Source organism: Pseudomonas fluorescens (assembly GCF_003732425.1).
Lineage (GTDB): Bacteria > Pseudomonadota > Gammaproteobacteria > Pseudomonadales > Pseudomonadaceae > Aquipseudomonas > Aquipseudomonas fluorescens_BE.
The window spans coordinates 126,692-142,868 of record NZ_MOBX01000004.1 but is presented as its reverse complement, the minus strand read 5'-3'; the positions used below and the strand labels follow the sequence as shown (position 1 = coordinate 142,868).

The window sequence follows — 16,177 nt, the reverse complement described above, 5'->3', positions numbered from 1 at the left end:
GGAGCTAATCATGGCTAAAACCAATCATACGACATCAACCCCCATCACTGAACGCCGGTTGAAAATCGCCGCAGACTTTTACCCGGTCAACACAAAGGACAAAACCTACAGCCCCAGTAAGCCCGTACCCTGGATCAGGCTACGCGGCCTGTGGTTACGGCAGGCAGGATTCGAGGTAAACGAGAACGTCAAAGTGCGCGTGATGAAAGGGTGTCTGGTGATTACCGCGGAATAACAGATCACCGAGACTTTTCTCGAGGCATAAAAAAACGGCCTACCTTTCGGTAAGCCGTTTTTAGTACTTGGTGGCTACACAGGGACTTGAACCCCGGACCCCAGCATTATGAATGCTATGCTCTAACCAACTGAGCTATGTAGCCAAGTGGCGCGCATTATTCCCCTGAAATGGAAAAGCGTCAAGCGTAAATTTAAAATATTTCTTCTTATTTTCAACCGCTTATCCTCCAGCCCGGAAAATCCGGGCCGGGCGGGGCATCAACGCAGCTGAAATCTTGCAGTATTGGCGCTCAAGGCATGGCTGCCCTGGCTCAGAGTGTCCGCTGCAAGGTTTACTGCGCGTGCGCCTTCAAGCAAACGTACGGCCGCTTGATCGACCTGCTGGATATTGCCGCTGACTTCATCGGCAGTGCTCGCCTGTTCCTCAACCGCCGTGGCGATCTGCGCCAAGGTATCGGTGACGCTCTGCACGGCGCTGGCAATTTCGCCCAAGCGCTCACCGAGACCGGTGACCGACTCGGCATCGGCTTGCGCCTGGCCGCAGGCGGCTTCCATCAAACTCACGGCTTCATTGACCGTGGCGCGCAAGCTGTCGACCGTGCCAGCGATCTGCGCGGTGGACGACTGCGTGCGTTGCGACAGGCTGCGCACTTCATCGGCGACCACGGCGAAACCGCGTCCCTGTTCACCCGCACGAGCAGCCTCGATGGCGGCGTTGAGCGCGAGCAGGTTGGTCTGCTCGGCGACGCCGCGAATGGTGTCGACCACCAATTGAATCTGCTGGCCTTGCTCGCTGACCCGGCCGAGCGCCGCTGCGGTTTCGTTCAAGCGTTGATTGAGCTGCTGAATACTCGCCGTGGTGCGCTGGCTGTCACGGCTGCTGTCAGCGGCAATGCGCCGGGTGTGCTGAGCGCTGCCGGAGGCCTGTTCGCAACTTTGCGCCACGCCTTGCGACGTCGCGGCCAATTGCGTCGCGGCGGCGGCGATCTGGCTGATCTGCAACTGCTGCGCCTCGACTTCGCTGAGGGCGCCGCTGGAATGTTCGTTGAGGCTGCGCACCGCGTTGCTCAACTGCGAGGTCTCGTGATCGACGCCGAGCATGCTGCTGCGCAATTGCACCACGGCAACGTTGAGCGCGGTGCTGATCGCCGCCAACTCATCACGGCCCACCACCGGCACTTGCAGACTCAGGTTGCCATCGCGCAGGGCTTCGGCGAGCAGAGTGATGCCACTGGCGCTGCGGCGGATCGAGGCTTGCAGGCAGACAAACAGGTACAACGCCGCGAGTAGCAGGCAGCCGAAGATCGCTGCGACCATGATGAACTGACGGATCGCTGAGCTGTGGTAGGCGTCGAGCCGCTGATCCAGCGACACCAGCGATTGCTGGCGCAGGGCGGCGAGATCAGTCAGCAGCGCATCGAGGCTGCGTTCGAAGTCGTCTGGCTTGAGATTGATGCTGCCGCCGAACACGCCGTCATCAAGGACCTTCAAGCCGCTGTCGAGATGTTTGAGGCTGTCGTGGTATTGGCTGGCCCAGCTCTGCTGATCTTTTGGCAGGCGTGCTTCAAGCAGCGTGGCGGTTTTGACCAGTTGCTCGCGGGCATCGCCGATGCGGCTGCGCAGGTCGCGCAACTGCAAACGGCTTTGCAGGGTGAATTGACCGGAGACGACCGAGGCCTGGCCGACGGCGGCAAGGCGTCCAACGCGTTCGATCAGGTCCGGGGCGTGCTGCGTGGAAATCTGCGTCAGCAGGTAGGTTTCCAGCCACGGCGCGAGGGTCAGGCGGTTATCCATGACAATCTGCTCGCGCAACGCTTGCAGGGCGCTGAGTGCATTGGTGAAACGGTCGTAGCCGTCTGGCCACCAACCGACACCGCTGAGGCTTTTCGAGTCGAGGCCACCCAGTGCGGTTTGCAGCGCTTGATAGCGGGTGAGTGTTTCCCCCTCGGCGCCTTCATTTTTCAATGCGGTGCCCAAATCCGTGGTGGCTTGCAGAACCGCCGGTTGTACCGCGTCGAACGCGCCCATGGCAGCGAGCGTGGCCGGCGTCGGTTGGCGATTGGTTTCCGTGGCGCGCCAACGGGCGGCGCGGTCGCGTTGGGCGGCGAGCAGGTTGTCCAGCGCATCCAGCGCGAGCAACTGCCGTACGCCGGCGCGTTCGCCGGAAATCAGAGTGAGCTTGTCGCGATAGTCCTGTCCGATCATCAACAGGCTGCCGGCCAACGGCAGAATGAACAGCAGAAACAACAACTGGAATTTACCTGCGAAGCCAAACCGCCCCAGCAATTTGATCCCCGGTGAAAGGAAAGCCTGCATGCCTCATGACTCCTCTGGACACCACGCACCATCGGCGTGCATCGCGCTCGTTTCGATCGCGACCTGTGCCCTCTAAAAGGCCTCGAAAGTTCACTCTCGCCTGCTCTGTAGGCCGGCTCTGTAGCGAAACTTCCCATTGTCGGTCGCCTTTGTAAGGCGCCCGCGTTCAAGGGATGAAACAAGGCAAGATTCAGACCATGGCGTTGCGCTATCACTTTGCAGTCGACGACCAGTCAGTTAGTTAGCTGGCTAAGGGGATGGCGCTGGCGCACCGAAAAATGGCACATTGACGCACCTGCCTGCGTGCACTCATCTGCTGTCCGGAAACTTTCATGGCTATCAGCAACGTTCAGACCGCCGCTGCCTCGGCGCCCGCTGCTCCGCAAAGCAGCCCATTGGTGATGCGTATCATCGGCGCAGTGGCGCTGGCGCATTTGATCAACGACCTGATCCAGTCAGTGCTGCCGTCGATCTACCCGATGCTCAAGGCCAATTACGGCCTGACATTCACTCAGGTCGGCCTGATCACCCTGACCTTTCAACTGACGGCATCATTGCTGCAACCGTGGGTCGGTTATCACACCGACCGCCATCCAAAACCGTGGCTGTTGCCGGCGGGCTCCATCTGCACACTGATTGGCATCGTGATGATGTCGATGGTCGGCAGTTTTCCTTTGATTCTGCTGGCGGCGGCGCTGATCGGTATCGGCTCGTCGACGTTTCACCCCGAGGCCTCGCGGATTGCGCGGTTGGCCTCGGGTGGACGCTTTGGGCTGGCGCAGTCGACATTCCAGGTCGGCGGTAACGCCGGTTCGGCATTCGGCCCGTTGCTGGCGGCGGCGATCATTATTCCGTTCGGCCAAGGCAATGTGGCGTGGTTCGGCCTGTTCGCGGTGTTTGCGCTGTTCGTGCTGTACCGCATCAGTCGCTGGTACGCCCATCACTTGAACCTGTTCAAACTCAAGGCCGGCCAGGCGGCGACTCATGGGCTGTCGAAGGGCAGGGTGACCAGTGCGTTGGTAGTGCTGGGGCTGTTGGTGTTTTCGAAGTATTTCTACATGGCCAGTCTGACCAGTTACTTCACGTTCTACCTGATCGAGAAGTTCGACCTGTCGGTGGCCAGCTCGCAGTTGCACCTGTTCCTGTTTCTCGGCGCGGTGGCGGCGGGGACGTTCTTCGGCGGGCCGATCGGCGACAAGATCGGGCGTAAGGCGGTGATCTGGTTCTCGATCCTTGGTGTGGCGCCGTTTACGTTACTCATGCCTCACGTCGATCTGTTCTGGACCACGGTCCTCAGTGTGGTGATCGGCTTCATTCTCGCTTCGGCGTTCTCGGCGATTGTGGTGTACGCGCAGGAACTGGTACCGGGCAATGTCGGGATGATTGCCGGGGTGTTCTTTGGTTTGATGTTCGGTTTCGGCGGGATTGGCGCGGCGTTGCTGGGGCATCTGGCGGATATTCACGGGATTGAGTACGTGTATTTCCTGTGCTCGTTCCTGCCACTATTTGGCGTACTGGCGATTTTCCTGCCGCGTACCAAAAAGGCCTGATTCACACATGACCCATTGTAGGAGTGAGCCTGCTCGCGATAGCGTTCTATCAGCTACAGATGTGCTAACTGACATACCGCTATCGCGAGCAGGCTCGCTCCTACAGGGGGAATGTGTTGGGCCATAAATTTCAGGCACAAAAAAGCCGCGTATCAAACGCGGCTTTTTCTTGAACGGTGTTGCTTAGACGTTGAAGCGGAAGTGCATCACGTCGCCGTCTTTAACGATGTAGTCCTTGCCTTCCAGACGCCATTTACCGGCTTCTTTGGTGCCGGCTTCGCCCTTGTACTGAATGAAGTCGTTGTAGGCGATGACTTCGGCGCGGATGAAGCCTTTCTCGAAGTCGGTGTGGATCACGCCGGCAGCCTGAGGTGCGGTGGCACCGACTTTGACGGTCCAGGCGCGAACTTCTTCGACACCGGCGGTGAAGTAGGTCTGCAGGTGCAGCATTTCGTAGCCGGCGCGGATCACGCGGTTCAGGCCAGGCTCTTCCAGGCCCAGGGCCTCGAGGAACATGTCTTTCTCTTCACCGTCATCGAGCTCGGCGATTTCCGCTTCGATCTTGTTGCAGACCGGAACAACCATGGCGCCTTCTTCTTCGGCAATGGCCTTGACCACGTCCAGGTGCGGGTTGTTCTCGAAACCGTCTTCAGCGACGTTGGCGATGTACATAACCGGTTTGGTGGTCAGCAGGTGGAAGCCCTTGATCACGGCCTTTTCGTCAGCGCTCATGTTCTTCATCAGGCTGCGCGCCGGCTTGGCTTCGGTGAAGTGTGCGATCAGTTGCTCCAGCAGAGCCTTCTGAACCACCGCGTCCTTGTCACCACCCTTGGCGTTGCGCGCGACTTTCTGCAGTTGCTTCTCGCAGCTGTCGAGGTCGGCGAAGATCAGTTCCAGGTCGATGATTTCGATGTCGCGCTTCGGGTCGACGCTGTTGGAAACGTGGATCACGTTGTCGTCTTCGAAGCAGCGCACAACGTGAGCGATCGCATCGGTTTCGCGGATGTTGGCCAGAAACTTGTTGCCCAGACCTTCACCTTTCGAGGCGCCGGCCACTAGGCCAGCGATGTCGACGAATTCCATGGTGGTCGGCAGGATGCGCTTCGGATTGACGATGGCCGCCAAGGCCTCCAGACGCGGATCCGGCATCGGCACGATGCCGCTGTTCGGCTCGATGGTGCAGAAGGGGAAGTTCTCGGCCGCGATACCGGATTTGGTCAGGGCGTTGAACAGGGTGGACTTGCCGACGTTAGGCAGGCCGACGATGCCGCAATTGAATCCCATGGTGTTTCCCCTCGGATAAGAGTCAGGCCTTCTGGCTGTGCAGGTTTTTCATCGCGCGGTTCCATTCACCGGCGAGGATATCCGGCAGCACGCCGAGGGCAAAGTCGATGCTGGCATCGAGTTTTTCCTGTTCGGCGCGTGGCGCACGACCCAGGACGAAATTTGAAACCATACTGGCGACGCCCGGGTGGCCAATGCCAAGCCGCAGGCGATAGAACGTATTCTGATTGCCCAGTTGCGCAATGATGTCGCGCAACCCGTTGTGACCGCCATGGCCGCCGCCCTGTTTGAGCTTGGCAACGCCCGGAGGCAGATCGAGTTCGTCGTGCGCCACGAGGATTTCTTCAGGCTTGATGCGGAAGAAACCGGCGAGTGCCGCCACGGCCTGGCCGCTGCGGTTCATGTACGTGGTGGGAATCAGCAGACGAACATCCTGACCCTGATGCGAATAGCGCCCGGTCAGGCCGAAATATTTGCGATCGGCGACAAGGTTGACACCCTGTGCGTCAGCGATGCGCTCAACAAAAAGGGCCCCTGCGTTATGCCGGGTCTGGTCGTATTCAGCGCCTGGATTTCCCAGGCCAACGATCAGTTTGATGGCAGTCACGATAGGGGCCCTTCCTTTGAGTGGTGGATAACATCGCCGCGATCAGGGAAAGCGGCGAAAGTGGACGAAAAATGCTCATTTACCATGGATGTAAACTCCGCGTTCTCGCCCGCTTTCTCGCTACGTTCCAGTCCGCGATGTTACTTGCTCACTCAGGCATGACAGAGTGAATTACTCTGCTGCGCCTTCTTCGGTAGCTTCTGGAGCAACACGTGGAGCGTGGACGTTGGCAACAGCCTTGTCATCGCCGTGTGCCAGAGCAACGAACTCAACGCCTTTAGGAGCTTTGAGGTCCGACAGGTGAATGATCGAACCGATTTCAGCGTCAGCCAGGTCGACTTCGATGAACTCAGGCAGATCTTTCGGCAGGCAGGTCACTTCGATTTCAGCAACAACGTGCGAAATCTCGCCGCCTTTCTTCACTGGAGCAGCTTCGTTGATGAAGTGCACAGGAACGATAGCGGTCAGTTTCTGGCCAGCGACAACGCGTACGAAGTCAGCGTGCATCACGTGGCCTTTGGCCGGGTGACGCTGCAGAGCTTTGATGATTACGTTTTGCTTGGTGCCACCAACGTTCAGCTCGATGATGTGGCTGTAAGCCGCTTCGTTTTCGAGCAGTTTGGCAACTTCTTTGGCCAGCATGCTGATGGATTCAGGGGCTTTTTCGCCACCGTAAACTACAGCTGGAACCAGGCTAGCGATACGACGCAGGCGGCGGCTCGCACCTTTCCCCAGGTCGGAACGCACTTCAGCATTCAGAGTAAAATCGTTCATTTTGTATCTCCAAAATAGCCATGACCGAGTGGCGTTTGCGACCAGCGCCGAACACGGTATGGGCAAAAAAGCCCCGCCCCGGCAGGAATGCCGGGGCGGGGCGCTTTTCGTCAACGAGATATTTCGAGAAGGGCAGGGCCCTTAACGGAACATCGCGCTGATCGATTCTTCATTGCTGATGCGGCGAACCGCTTCGGCAACAACCGGTGCGATATCCAGTTGACGGATACGTGCACAGGCTTGTGCTGCAGCGGACAGCGGGATGGTGTTAGTGACCACCAGCTCGTCCAGCACGGAATTTTCGATATTCTCGATGGCCCGACCCGACAGCACAGGGTGTGTGCAGTAGGCAAAGACCTTGGCTGCGCCATGCTCTTTCAGGGCCTTGGCCGCGTGGCACAGAGTGCCGGCGGTATCGACCATGTCATCAACCAGAATGCAGGTACGCCCTTCGACATCACCGATGATATGCATCACTTCAGAGTGATTGGCTTTCTCACGGCGTTTGTCGATGATCCCGAGATCCACGCCCAGGGATTTGGCAACGGCACGTGCACGCACGACGCCACCAATGTCCGGGGACACGATCATCAGGTTTTCGAAGCGCTGATCTTCAATGTCATCCACCAGAACCGGGGAGCCGTAGATGTTATCTACCGGAATATCGAAGAAACCCTGAATCTGGTCAGCATGCAGATCAACCGTGAGAACACGGTCGATGCCGACTACGGTAAGCATGTCAGCAACGACTTTCGCGCTGATAGCCACACGTGCGGAACGCGGACGGCGATCCTGACGGGCATAACCAAAATAAGGAATAACAGCAGTGATACGAGTAGCCGAGGAGCGGCGGAAGGCATCAGCCATCACTACCAGTTCCATCAGGTTATCGTTGGTCGGAGCGCAAGTCGGCTGAATAATGAAAACGTCTTTACCGCGAACGTTTTCATTGATCTCTGCAGTAATTTCGCCGTCGGAGAACTTACCGACAGAGATGTCACCGAGAGGGATATGCAGCTGACGTACGACACGCCGAGCCAGATCGGGGTTAGCATTCCCCGTAAAGACCATCATCTTGGACACGCGCAGTACCTAGAGGCTGAGGGTAACCTGGATGAGTATAGAAAATGGCAGGGGCGGCTGGATTCGAACCAACGCATGGCAGGATCAAAACCTGCTGCCTTACCGCTTGGCGACGCCCCTGTATCTGTTGCATCAAGTGCCGAGCACCTGGTTCCTTTAGAGCAGACTTTGCAGCTTTCGGTGCAACATCGAAACGTTGCTGCCTTTCGCTACAAACCCTGTAAGGGTCTCTGTCAGAAGGGCCGAGACTTTATCAGCTTCAGCTTTGCTTGGGAAGCCCCCAAACACACAACTTCCAGTTCCGGTGAGCTTTGCTTCGGTAAATTTACCTAACAAATCCAATGCGTTACGTACTTCCGGATAACGCCTTGCAACCACCGGCAAGCAGTCATTTCGACTGTTTCCCTCGGGAACGGGGCGCACTTTAATGGGCGGCGTGTTACGTGTCAACAAAGGATCGGAAAAAATTTCTGCCGTACTAACAGAGACTTGCGGCACGAGCACCAGATACCACGGTTCTTCGGGATCGACCGGGGTGAGTTTCTCGCCTACGCCCTCGGCAAACGCCGCGTGGCCACGGACGAAAACCGGTACATCAGCACCCAGCGACAAACCCAGTGCGGCCAGGCGATCTTCATCCCAACCCAGCTGCCACAGATGATTCAGACCGAGCAAAGTCGTTGCCGCATTCGAGCTGCCGCCACCGATACCGCCGCCCATGGGCAGCACCTTATCAATCCAGATATCGATGCCGAGCGGACAGCCGGACTGTTGCTGAAGCATTTTCGCCGCGCGCACGATCAGGTTGCTGTCATGCGGCACGCCTGCGAATTCGGTGTGCAACTGAATCACGCCGTCATCACGCACGGCAAAAGTGATTTCATCGCCGTAATCGACAAACTGAAACAACGTCTGCAATTCGTGATAACCGTCTTCACGGCGACCGAGAATGTGCAGCATCAGATTGAGTTTGGCCGGCGAGGGCAGGGTCAGGCGTGCAGCGGTCATGGGTTATTGCCCCAACTTGCGCGGTTGCCAGGTCTTGATCACCAGCGTTACGTCGAGGTCGGTGCCGTGCAGTTTGATGCGCTCGGGCAACCAGTAACCGTTTTGTTCGGTGTAAGCGGTGTATTCGACTTTCCAGCCATCCTGTTCAAGGTTGGCCAGACGGCTGTCGGCGTCGAGATTCAGGCGACTTTTGCTGTTCGGAGCGGGCAGGCCGCGCACCCACCAGGCCAGATTCGACACCGGCAGCTTCCAGCCGAGCTGTTCTTCGAGCAGCGCTTCCGGCGACCCGGAGTCATAGCGACCCTGGTTGGCGACTTCCAGCGAGACCTTGCCCGGACGCCCGGTCAGGCGTGCCGCGCCACGACCCAGCGGGCCGGACAGGCGAATGTCGTAATAGTCCTGACGCTGCAGCCAGAACAATGTGCCGCTACCGGAATCTTTCGGTGCGCGGATGCCAATCTTGCCGTCGATCTGCCAGCCATCGAGGCCAGTCAGCTGCTGTTTGTTCGCGGCCCATTGAGCCGGACTGCCGTGGCCCTCGACCGATTCGCGAGCGCCGAAGCCCGCGCAACCGGCGAGCAGGGCGATGAAGCTGAAAACAATAACGTGGCGCAAAAACATGAGTTAAAGAGTCTCGGATCCGGTCAGGCGCTTGATGGTGCTGCGCAGAATGGTGCTGTCGGGCTGATCCTTGAGGAACTTGCCCCAGATTTGTTTGGCTTCACGCTGGTTGCCCTTGGTCCACAAGACTTCGCCCAGGTGCGCGGCGACTTCGTGATCGGGGAAACGCTCCAGCGCCTGACGCAGATATTTCTCGGCGTCGTCCAGATTGCCCAAGCGGTAATTCACCCAGCCGAGGCTGTCGAGTACCGCCGGGTCTTCCGGATTGATCTGGTGTGCCTGCTCGATCAGCGCTTTGGCTTCAGCGTAGCGGGTGGTGCGGTCGGACAGGGTGTAGCCCAGCGCGTTGAGCGCCATGGCGTTGTCCGGATCACGCTTGATGATCAGGCGCAGGTCTTTTTCCATTTGCGCCAGGTCATTGCGTTTTTCCGCGAGCATCGCTCGGGTGTAGAGCAGGTTCAGATCGTCCGGGTATTGCTGCAAGGCTTGCTGCAAGACTTTCCAGGCCTTGTCGTCCTGTTTGTTCGCCGACAGGGTTTCCGATTCGATCAGGTACAACTGGATCGCGTAATCCGGTTGCTCGTCGCGCTGGGCGGCGAGTTTGCTTTGCGCTTCAGCGGTCTTGCCGTTGTTCATCAGAATATCGGCCTGACGCAATTGCGCCGGCAGATAATCGTTGCCCGGGCCGACCTGGGCGTACTCGATGAGGGCGCCTTGCGGGTCGTTGCGTTCTTCAGCGATGCGACCGAGATTCAAGTGCGCCGAATCGACGTGGCTTTCGCGGGCGATCAAGTCTTCCAGATACCCCTTGGCCTCATCCCACGCTTTGGCTTCCAGGCAAACCAAGGCCAGCGAGTAACGCAGTTCGTCGTCTTCCGGGTATTGCTGAACCAGGCTGGAGAACTCGGCCTTGGCGTCGTCCATGCGGTCTTGCTCAACCAGCATGCGCGCATAAGTCAGGCGCAAGCGTTTGTCGTCCGGGTACTTCTTGATGCTTTTTTGCAGCAGGGGCAGGGCTTCGTCGCCACGGTTCAGCAATTGCAGCAGACGTGCGCGCAGCAGAATCGGCGCGATCTCGCCTTCTTCCGGCGGATGGTCTTCGAGCAATGCCAGTGCGGCTCTGTTGTCGCCGTCCTGTTGCAACAACAGGGCCTTGCCGAAAATCAACTGGCTGTTGTTCGGATGACGCTGCAACAAGCGGTCGAAACTTTTCATCAGGCCGTTGCGGGTTTCCTGATCGGTATCCGCTGCCGACAGCGCGAGGAAATCGAAATGGGTATCGCCCTTGCCCTGCAGGACTTTCTCCATATAGACCATCGAGTCGTCATAACGCCCGGCGCGCGCCAGTTGCACGGCGGCGGCGCGTTGCGCTTCGAGGTCATCCGGGGCGTTTTTTGCCCAGATCAGCGCGGTATCGAGGGCCGGTTGATCGGCACCCAGATATTCGGCGATGCGGAATGCACGCTCGGAGACACCCGGATCCTGAGTGTTGATGGCCTGGGTCACATAGTTGTCCAGGGCAATGTCGAAACGATTGCGCTGGCCGGCGAGTTCGGCGCTCAACAGGCTGAAAACGGTTTCCTCGCTGAACGAGCTGTAAACCTTGGGCTTTTCAGGCGCGGGCGTGGTGTCTTCAACCGACGGCGTACCGTCCGGCGAAACGGGGGCCAAGGCCTGGCAGCCGCTGAGGAAGACAAAAGCGAGGAGCAACGCGGAAGATCTATTCATATAGGAAGAGGACGACTAACCTGCGGTCGGATCATCATGACACAAGCCTTCGACCAAACATAACCGAGACTCAATTGTGCCCATTATAGGGGCTGACGATTGGGACAATAGTCAGCGGTAGTTGTTCTGAATCTTTCGAAGTAGGACAATTGCCGGCTTCACGTCACCATCAGCGACCTTGAATGGCCTTCCTTGCACTCGGTATCAACCACAAGACTGCTTCAGTAGACGTCCGCGAGCGCGTGGCTTTTACTCCTGAACAGCTGGTGGAGGCCTTGCAGCAGCTCTGCCGACTCACCGACAGCCGCGAAGCTGCGATCCTCTCCACCTGCAATCGCAGTGAGCTTTATATAGAACAGGATCAGCTTTCTGCCGATATCGTGCTGCGCTGGCTGGCCGATTATCACCATTTAAGCCTCGATGAGCTGCGCGCGAGTGCTTATGTGCATGAAGATGATGCGGCAGTTCGTCACATGATGCGTGTCGCCTCCGGGCTCGACTCGCTGGTGCTGGGCGAACCGCAGATTCTCGGGCAGATGAAGTCGGCCTACGCCGTGGCCCGTGAGGCCGGCACCATCGGGCCGCTGCTCGGGCGGCTGTTTCAGGCAACGTTCAATGCTGCCAAACAGGTGCGCACCGACACCGCAATTGGTGAAAACCCGGTGTCCGTGGCGTTTGCCGCGGTCAGCCTGGCCAAACAGATTTTCAGCGATTTGCAACGCAGCCAGGCCTTGCTGATCGGCGCCGGCGAGACCATCACCCTGGTCGCCCGCCATTTGCACGAGCTGGGGGTCAAGCGCATCGTCGTTGCCAATCGCACCCTGGAACGCGCCAGTCTGCTGGCCGAACAGTTCGGCGCCCACGCGGTGCTGCTCTCGGACATCCCGGCCGAACTGGTGCGCAGCGACATCGTCATCAGTTCGACCGCCAGTCAGTTGCCGATCCTTGGCAAGGGCGCGGTGGAAAGCGCATTGAAACTGCGCAAGCACAAACCGATCTTTATGGTCGACATCGCCGTTCCCCGGGATATCGAGCCGGAAGTCGGCGAGTTGGACGACGTTTACCTCTACAGCGTTGACGATCTCCACGAAGTGGTCGCCGAAAACCTCAAGAGCCGCCAAGGCGCAGCACAAGCCGCCGAAGAGATGGTCTCGGTCGGCGCTGACGATTTCATGGTGCGCCTGCGCGAACTGGCGGCAGTCGATGTGCTCAAGGCCTATCGTCAACAGAGCGAACGCCTGCGCGACGAGGAGCTGCAAAAAGCTCTGCGTCTGCTGGCCAACGGCGGCAACGCCGAAGACGTGCTCGGGCAACTGGCCCGTGGCCTGACCAATAAACTGTTGCATGCCCCGAGCGTGCAACTGAAAAAGCTTTCTGCCGAAGGCCGCCTCGATGCGCTGGCCATGGCTCAGGAACTCTTTGCCCTCGAGGGCTCACCGGATAGCTTTTCGGATAAAAAACCGCAATGAAAGCGTCACTGCTCAATAAGCTGGATGTCCTCCAGGACCGTTTCGAGGAACTGACCGCGCTGCTTGGCGACGGCGAAGTCATTGCCGATCAGACCAGGTTTCGCGCCTATTCCAAGGAATACGCCGAACTCGAGCCGGTCGTACACGCCTATAAAAAGCTGCTCGGCGTACAAAGCGATCTTGAAGGCGCGCAGGCGCTGCTCAAGGACAGCGACCCGGACATGCGTGAAATGGCCGTGGAAGAAGTCCGCGAAGCCAAAGAATTGCTGGTCACGCTGGAAGGCGATCTGCAGCGCATGTTGTTGCCGAAGGATCCGAATGACGGCCGCAACGTTTTCCTCGAAATTCGCGCCGGCACCGGTGGCGACGAGGCGGCGATTTTCTCCGGCGACCTGTTCCGCATGTACTCGCGTTACGCCGAACGACGTGGCTGGCGTGTGGAGATCCTTTCGGAAAACGAAGGCGAACACGGTGGCTATAAAGAAGTCATCGCCCGCATCGAAGGCGACAACGTCTACGGCAAGCTGAAATTCGAATCCGGCGCGCACCGCGTACAGCGTGTACCCGCCACCGAATCCCAGGGCCGTATTCACACTTCGGCGTGCACTGTGGCGGTATTGCCCGAGCCGGACGAGCGCGAAGCCATCGAGATCAACCCGGCGGATTTGCGCGTCGATACCTATCGCTCCTCCGGGGCGGGTGGTCAGCACGTCAACACCACCGATTCGGCGATCCGCATCACCCACATACCGACCGGCACCGTCGTCGAGTGTCAGGAAGAACGTTCCCAGCACAAGAACCGTGCGCGGGCGATGGCCTGGTTGTCGGCCAAGCTCAACGATCAGCAAACCGCCGCGGCGGCCAATGCGATCGCCAGCGAGCGTAAATTGCTGGTGGGCTCGGGCGACCGTTCCGAGCGGATTCGCACCTATAACTTTGCTCAGGGCCGGGTCACTGACCATCGCGTCAACCTGACCCTGTACTCCCTCGATGAAATTCTCGCCGGTGGCGTTGAAGCGGTTATCGAGCCGTTGCTGGCTGAATACCAGGCTGATCAACTCGCAGCGATAGGTGAGTAAATGACCATCATTGCCAGCCTGTTGCGTGCCGCCGAATTGCCAGACTCGCCCACCGCGCGCCTGGATGCCGAATTGCTTCTTGCCGCTGCGCTGGGCAAATCACGCAGCTTTTTGCACACCTGGCCCGAGCGCATCGTGCCGACTGAAGCGGCGCTGACCTTTGCTGAATATCTGCAGCGTCGTCGTGGCGGTGAGCCGGTGGCTTACATTCTCGGTCAGCAGGGTTTCTGGAAACTCGATCTGGAAGTCGCGCCGCACACGCTGATCCCGCGCCCGGACACCGAACTGCTGGTGGAAGCTGCGCTGGAATTGCTGCCCGCGACCCCGGCCAAAGTGCTCGACCTTGGCACCGGCAGCGGCGCGATCGCCCTGGCCTTGGCCAGCGAGCGTCCGGCGTGGAAAGTGACTGCCGTGGATCGCGTGCTGGAAGCTGTGGCACTTGCCGAACGCAATCGTCAGCGTCTGCACTTGAACAACGCCACCGTGCTGAGCAGCCATTGGTTCAGTGCGCTGGAAGGTCAGCGTTTTCAGTTGATCATCAGCAACCCGCCGTACATTGCGGCTGCCGACCCGCATCTGGTCGAAGGCGATGTGCGCTTCGAACCGGCCAGTGCGCTGGTTGCCGGTGAAGACGGGCTCGACGATCTGCGTCTGATCGTCACCCAGGCCCCGGATTATCTGGAGGCCGCCGGCTGGCTGATGCTTGAGCACGGCTATGATCAAGCCGAAGCGGTGCGCGATCTGTTGCTCACTCGCGGTTTTGAAGAGGTTCACAGCCGCACCGATCTGGGCGGCCATCAACGCATCAGTCTGGGGCGCCTGCCGTGCTGAATGATCAGGAATTGCTGCGCTACAGCCGGCAGATTCTGCTGCAACACATCGACATCGACGGGCAACTGAAGCTCAAGGACAGTCGCGTGCTGATCGTCGGCCTCGGCGGCCTCGGCGCGCCGGTGGCGCTGTATCTGGCAGCGGCGGGTGTCGGTGAATTGCATCTGGCGGATTTCGATACGGTCGACCTGACCAATCTGCAACGGCAGATTATTCATGACACCGACAGCGTCGGGATGAGCAAGGTCGACTCGGCGCTCAAGCGTCTGGGCGCGATCAATCCCGAGATTCAACTGATCGCTCATCGTCAGGCGCTGGACGAGGATTCTCTCGCTGCTGCCGTGGCGGCGGTGGATCTGGTGCTCGACTGTTCCGATAATTTTTCCACCCGCGAAGCGGTCAACGCCGCGTGTGTGGCGGCGCAAAAGCCACTGGTCAGCGGCGCGGCGATTCGTCTGGAAGGTCAGTTGTCGGTGTTCGACCCGCGTCGCGCCGAGAGCCCTTGCTATCACTGTTTATACGGGCACGGCAGCGAAGCCGAACTGACGTGCAGTGAGGCCGGAGTGGTCGGGCCGCTGGTCGGTCTGGTTGGCAGCCTGCAAGCACTGGAAGCCTTGAAGGTGCTGGTCGGTTTTGGCGAACCACTGGTGGGCCGTTTGCTGTTGATCGATGCCTTGGGCTCGCGTTTCCGTGAGTTGCGCGTCAAGCGTGATCCGGGTTGCAGCGTCTGTGGCTCGCGCCATGCGTGAAGCGCCGATCGGCGTGTTCGACTCCGGCGTCGGCGGCTTGTCTGTGCTGGCGGAAATCCAGTGTTTGCTGCCCAATGAATCGCTGCTCTATGTCGCCGATTGCGGGCACATTCCCTACGGTGAGAAAACCCCGGAGTTCATCCGCCAGCGCTGCAGCGTGATGGCCGGTTTTTTCCGCGAGCAGGGCGCCAAGGCCTTGGTGCTGGCCTGCAATACGGCCACCGTTGCCGGGGTCGCCGATTTGCGGCGTGATTTTCCCGACTGGCCGATTGTCGGCATGGAGCCTGCGGTCAAACCTGCTGCCGCCGCGACCCGCAGCGGTGTGGTCGGCGTGCTCGCCACCACCGGCACGTTGCAGAGCGCCAAGTTCGCTGCGCTGCTCGATCGCTTCGCCACTGACGTACGCGTGATCACCCAGCCGTGCCCCGGTCTTGTCGAGTTGATTGAAAGCGGCGATCTGCACAGCGCCGGGTTGCGTCAGTTGCTGCAAGGTTATGTCGAGCCACTGTTGGCCAGCGGTTGCGACACGATCATTTTGGGCTGCACCCACTATCCCTTTCTCAAGCCGATGCTCAAGTCGATGATCCCCGAGGACATCAGCCTGATCGATACCGGCGCTGCTGTGGCGCGGCAACTTCAACGGCTTTTGGCTGAACGCGATTTGCTCGCTGCCGGGCCGAACCAGCCGGTCAGATTCTGGACCAGCGCCGATGCTGCGTACTTCAAAAACATCCTGCCATTGCTCGGACAAAGTGCTGGCGAAGTGCAAAACTTCGACTTGTAAAAAAATTGTGAAATAACTAAAAAACCAGCTGAACTTCTGAGCGGGCGTCAGCTTCTA

The 16,177-nt window shown here is 59.1% G+C and carries 15 protein-coding genes and 2 tRNA genes; 7 read left to right on the top strand and 10 right to left on the bottom strand.

Features of this window, described 5'->3' with window-relative positions; genetic code table 11:
- Nucleotides 1-10 precede the first annotated feature (10 nt).
- On the top strand, nucleotides 11-235 hold the full coding sequence (locus BK670_RS07735) for a SymE family type I addiction module toxin (protein WP_123449292.1): 225 nt from the start codon (nucleotides 11-13) through the stop codon (nucleotides 233-235).
- 68 nt (nucleotides 236-303) lie between these two features.
- Here BK670_RS07735 and BK670_RS07730 read toward each other — a convergent pair.
- Both BK670_RS07730 and BK670_RS07725 read right to left on the bottom strand, forming a co-directional pair.
- Nucleotides 304-380: transfer RNA gene (locus BK670_RS07730), tRNA-Met, on the bottom strand.
- Between the two features lie 115 nt (nucleotides 381-495).
- Nucleotides 496-2,553 (bottom strand): methyl-accepting chemotaxis protein, encoded by a 2,058-nt coding sequence (locus BK670_RS07725; RefSeq protein ID WP_123449291.1) that lies wholly within the window; start codon nucleotides 2,551-2,553, stop codon nucleotides 496-498.
- Between the two features lie 332 nt (nucleotides 2,554-2,885).
- Between BK670_RS07725 and BK670_RS07720 the strand changes: the two genes are divergently transcribed.
- Nucleotides 2,886-4,103: an MFS transporter gene (locus BK670_RS07720; RefSeq protein ID WP_123449290.1), complete on the top strand. Its 1,218-nt coding sequence runs from the start codon at nucleotides 2,886-2,888 to the stop codon at nucleotides 4,101-4,103.
- 183 nt (nucleotides 4,104-4,286) lie between these two features.
- Here the strand turns inward: BK670_RS07720 and ychF are convergent, their stop codons facing one another.
- From ychF to BK670_RS07680, 8 genes are all read right to left on the bottom strand, one after another.
- Entirely contained in the window at nucleotides 4,287-5,387 is a 1,101-nt protein-coding gene (gene ychF / locus BK670_RS07715; protein WP_103306068.1) for a redox-regulated ATPase YchF, read from the bottom strand.
- Between the two features lie 22 nt (nucleotides 5,388-5,409).
- Nucleotides 5,410-5,994, bottom strand: a complete 585-nt coding sequence (gene pth, locus BK670_RS07710; RefSeq protein WP_007912902.1) for an aminoacyl-tRNA hydrolase — start codon at nucleotides 5,992-5,994, stop codon at nucleotides 5,410-5,412.
- Between the two features lie 171 nt (nucleotides 5,995-6,165).
- A complete protein-coding gene (locus tag BK670_RS07705; protein WP_123449289.1) occupies nucleotides 6,166-6,768 on the bottom strand; it encodes a 50S ribosomal protein L25/general stress protein Ctc in 603 nt (200 codons plus the stop codon).
- A 141-nt stretch (nucleotides 6,769-6,909) separates the two neighbouring features.
- Nucleotides 6,910-7,851 (bottom strand): ribose-phosphate pyrophosphokinase, encoded by a 942-nt coding sequence (locus BK670_RS07700; RefSeq protein ID WP_003171603.1) that lies wholly within the window; start codon nucleotides 7,849-7,851, stop codon nucleotides 6,910-6,912.
- Nucleotides 7,852-7,896: 45 nt separating this feature from the next.
- A tRNA-Gln gene (locus BK670_RS07695) sits at nucleotides 7,897-7,971 on the bottom strand.
- Between the two features lie 36 nt (nucleotides 7,972-8,007).
- The gene (gene ispE, locus BK670_RS07690) at nucleotides 8,008-8,859 is read right to left on the bottom strand and encodes a 4-(cytidine 5'-diphospho)-2-C-methyl-D-erythritol kinase (RefSeq protein WP_123449288.1); all 852 of its coding nucleotides are present in this window, start codon (nucleotides 8,857-8,859) and stop codon (nucleotides 8,008-8,010) included.
- Between the two features lie 3 nt (nucleotides 8,860-8,862).
- A complete protein-coding gene (gene lolB / locus BK670_RS07685; protein ID WP_123449287.1) occupies nucleotides 8,863-9,480 on the bottom strand; it encodes a lipoprotein insertase outer membrane protein LolB in 618 nt (205 codons plus the stop codon).
- Nucleotides 9,481-9,483: 3 nt separating this feature from the next.
- Complete coding sequence (locus tag BK670_RS07680) at nucleotides 9,484-11,208, bottom strand: tetratricopeptide repeat protein (RefSeq protein WP_123449286.1); 1,725 nt, start codon at nucleotides 11,206-11,208, stop codon at nucleotides 9,484-9,486.
- Nucleotides 11,209-11,390: 182 nt separating this feature from the next.
- Between BK670_RS07680 and hemA the strand changes: the two genes are divergently transcribed.
- From hemA to murI, 5 genes are read left to right on the top strand one after another with little or no spacing between them, the layout of a single operon-like run.
- Nucleotides 11,391-12,677, top strand: a complete 1,287-nt coding sequence (gene hemA / locus BK670_RS07675; protein ID WP_007951716.1) for a glutamyl-tRNA reductase — start codon at nucleotides 11,391-11,393, stop codon at nucleotides 12,675-12,677.
- Nucleotides 12,674-13,756: a peptide chain release factor 1 gene (prfA, locus tag BK670_RS07670; RefSeq protein WP_123449285.1), complete on the top strand. Its 1,083-nt coding sequence runs from the start codon at nucleotides 12,674-12,676 to the stop codon at nucleotides 13,754-13,756. Before hemA ends, prfA begins: the two co-directional genes overlap by 4 nt.
- Complete coding sequence (gene prmC / locus BK670_RS07665) at nucleotides 13,757-14,587, top strand: peptide chain release factor N(5)-glutamine methyltransferase (protein ID WP_123449284.1); 831 nt, start codon at nucleotides 13,757-13,759, stop codon at nucleotides 14,585-14,587.
- Nucleotides 14,581-15,336, top strand: coding sequence for a molybdopterin-synthase adenylyltransferase MoeB (locus BK670_RS07660; protein ID WP_123449283.1), 756 nt, complete (start codon nucleotides 14,581-14,583; stop codon nucleotides 15,334-15,336). Before prmC ends, BK670_RS07660 begins: the two co-directional genes overlap by 7 nt.
- Nucleotides 15,329-16,120, top strand: a complete 792-nt coding sequence (gene murI / locus BK670_RS07655; protein WP_123449282.1) for a glutamate racemase — start codon at nucleotides 15,329-15,331, stop codon at nucleotides 16,118-16,120. The genes BK670_RS07660 and murI overlap by 8 nt, the downstream gene beginning before the upstream one ends.
- Nucleotides 16,121-16,177 lie beyond the last annotated feature (57 nt).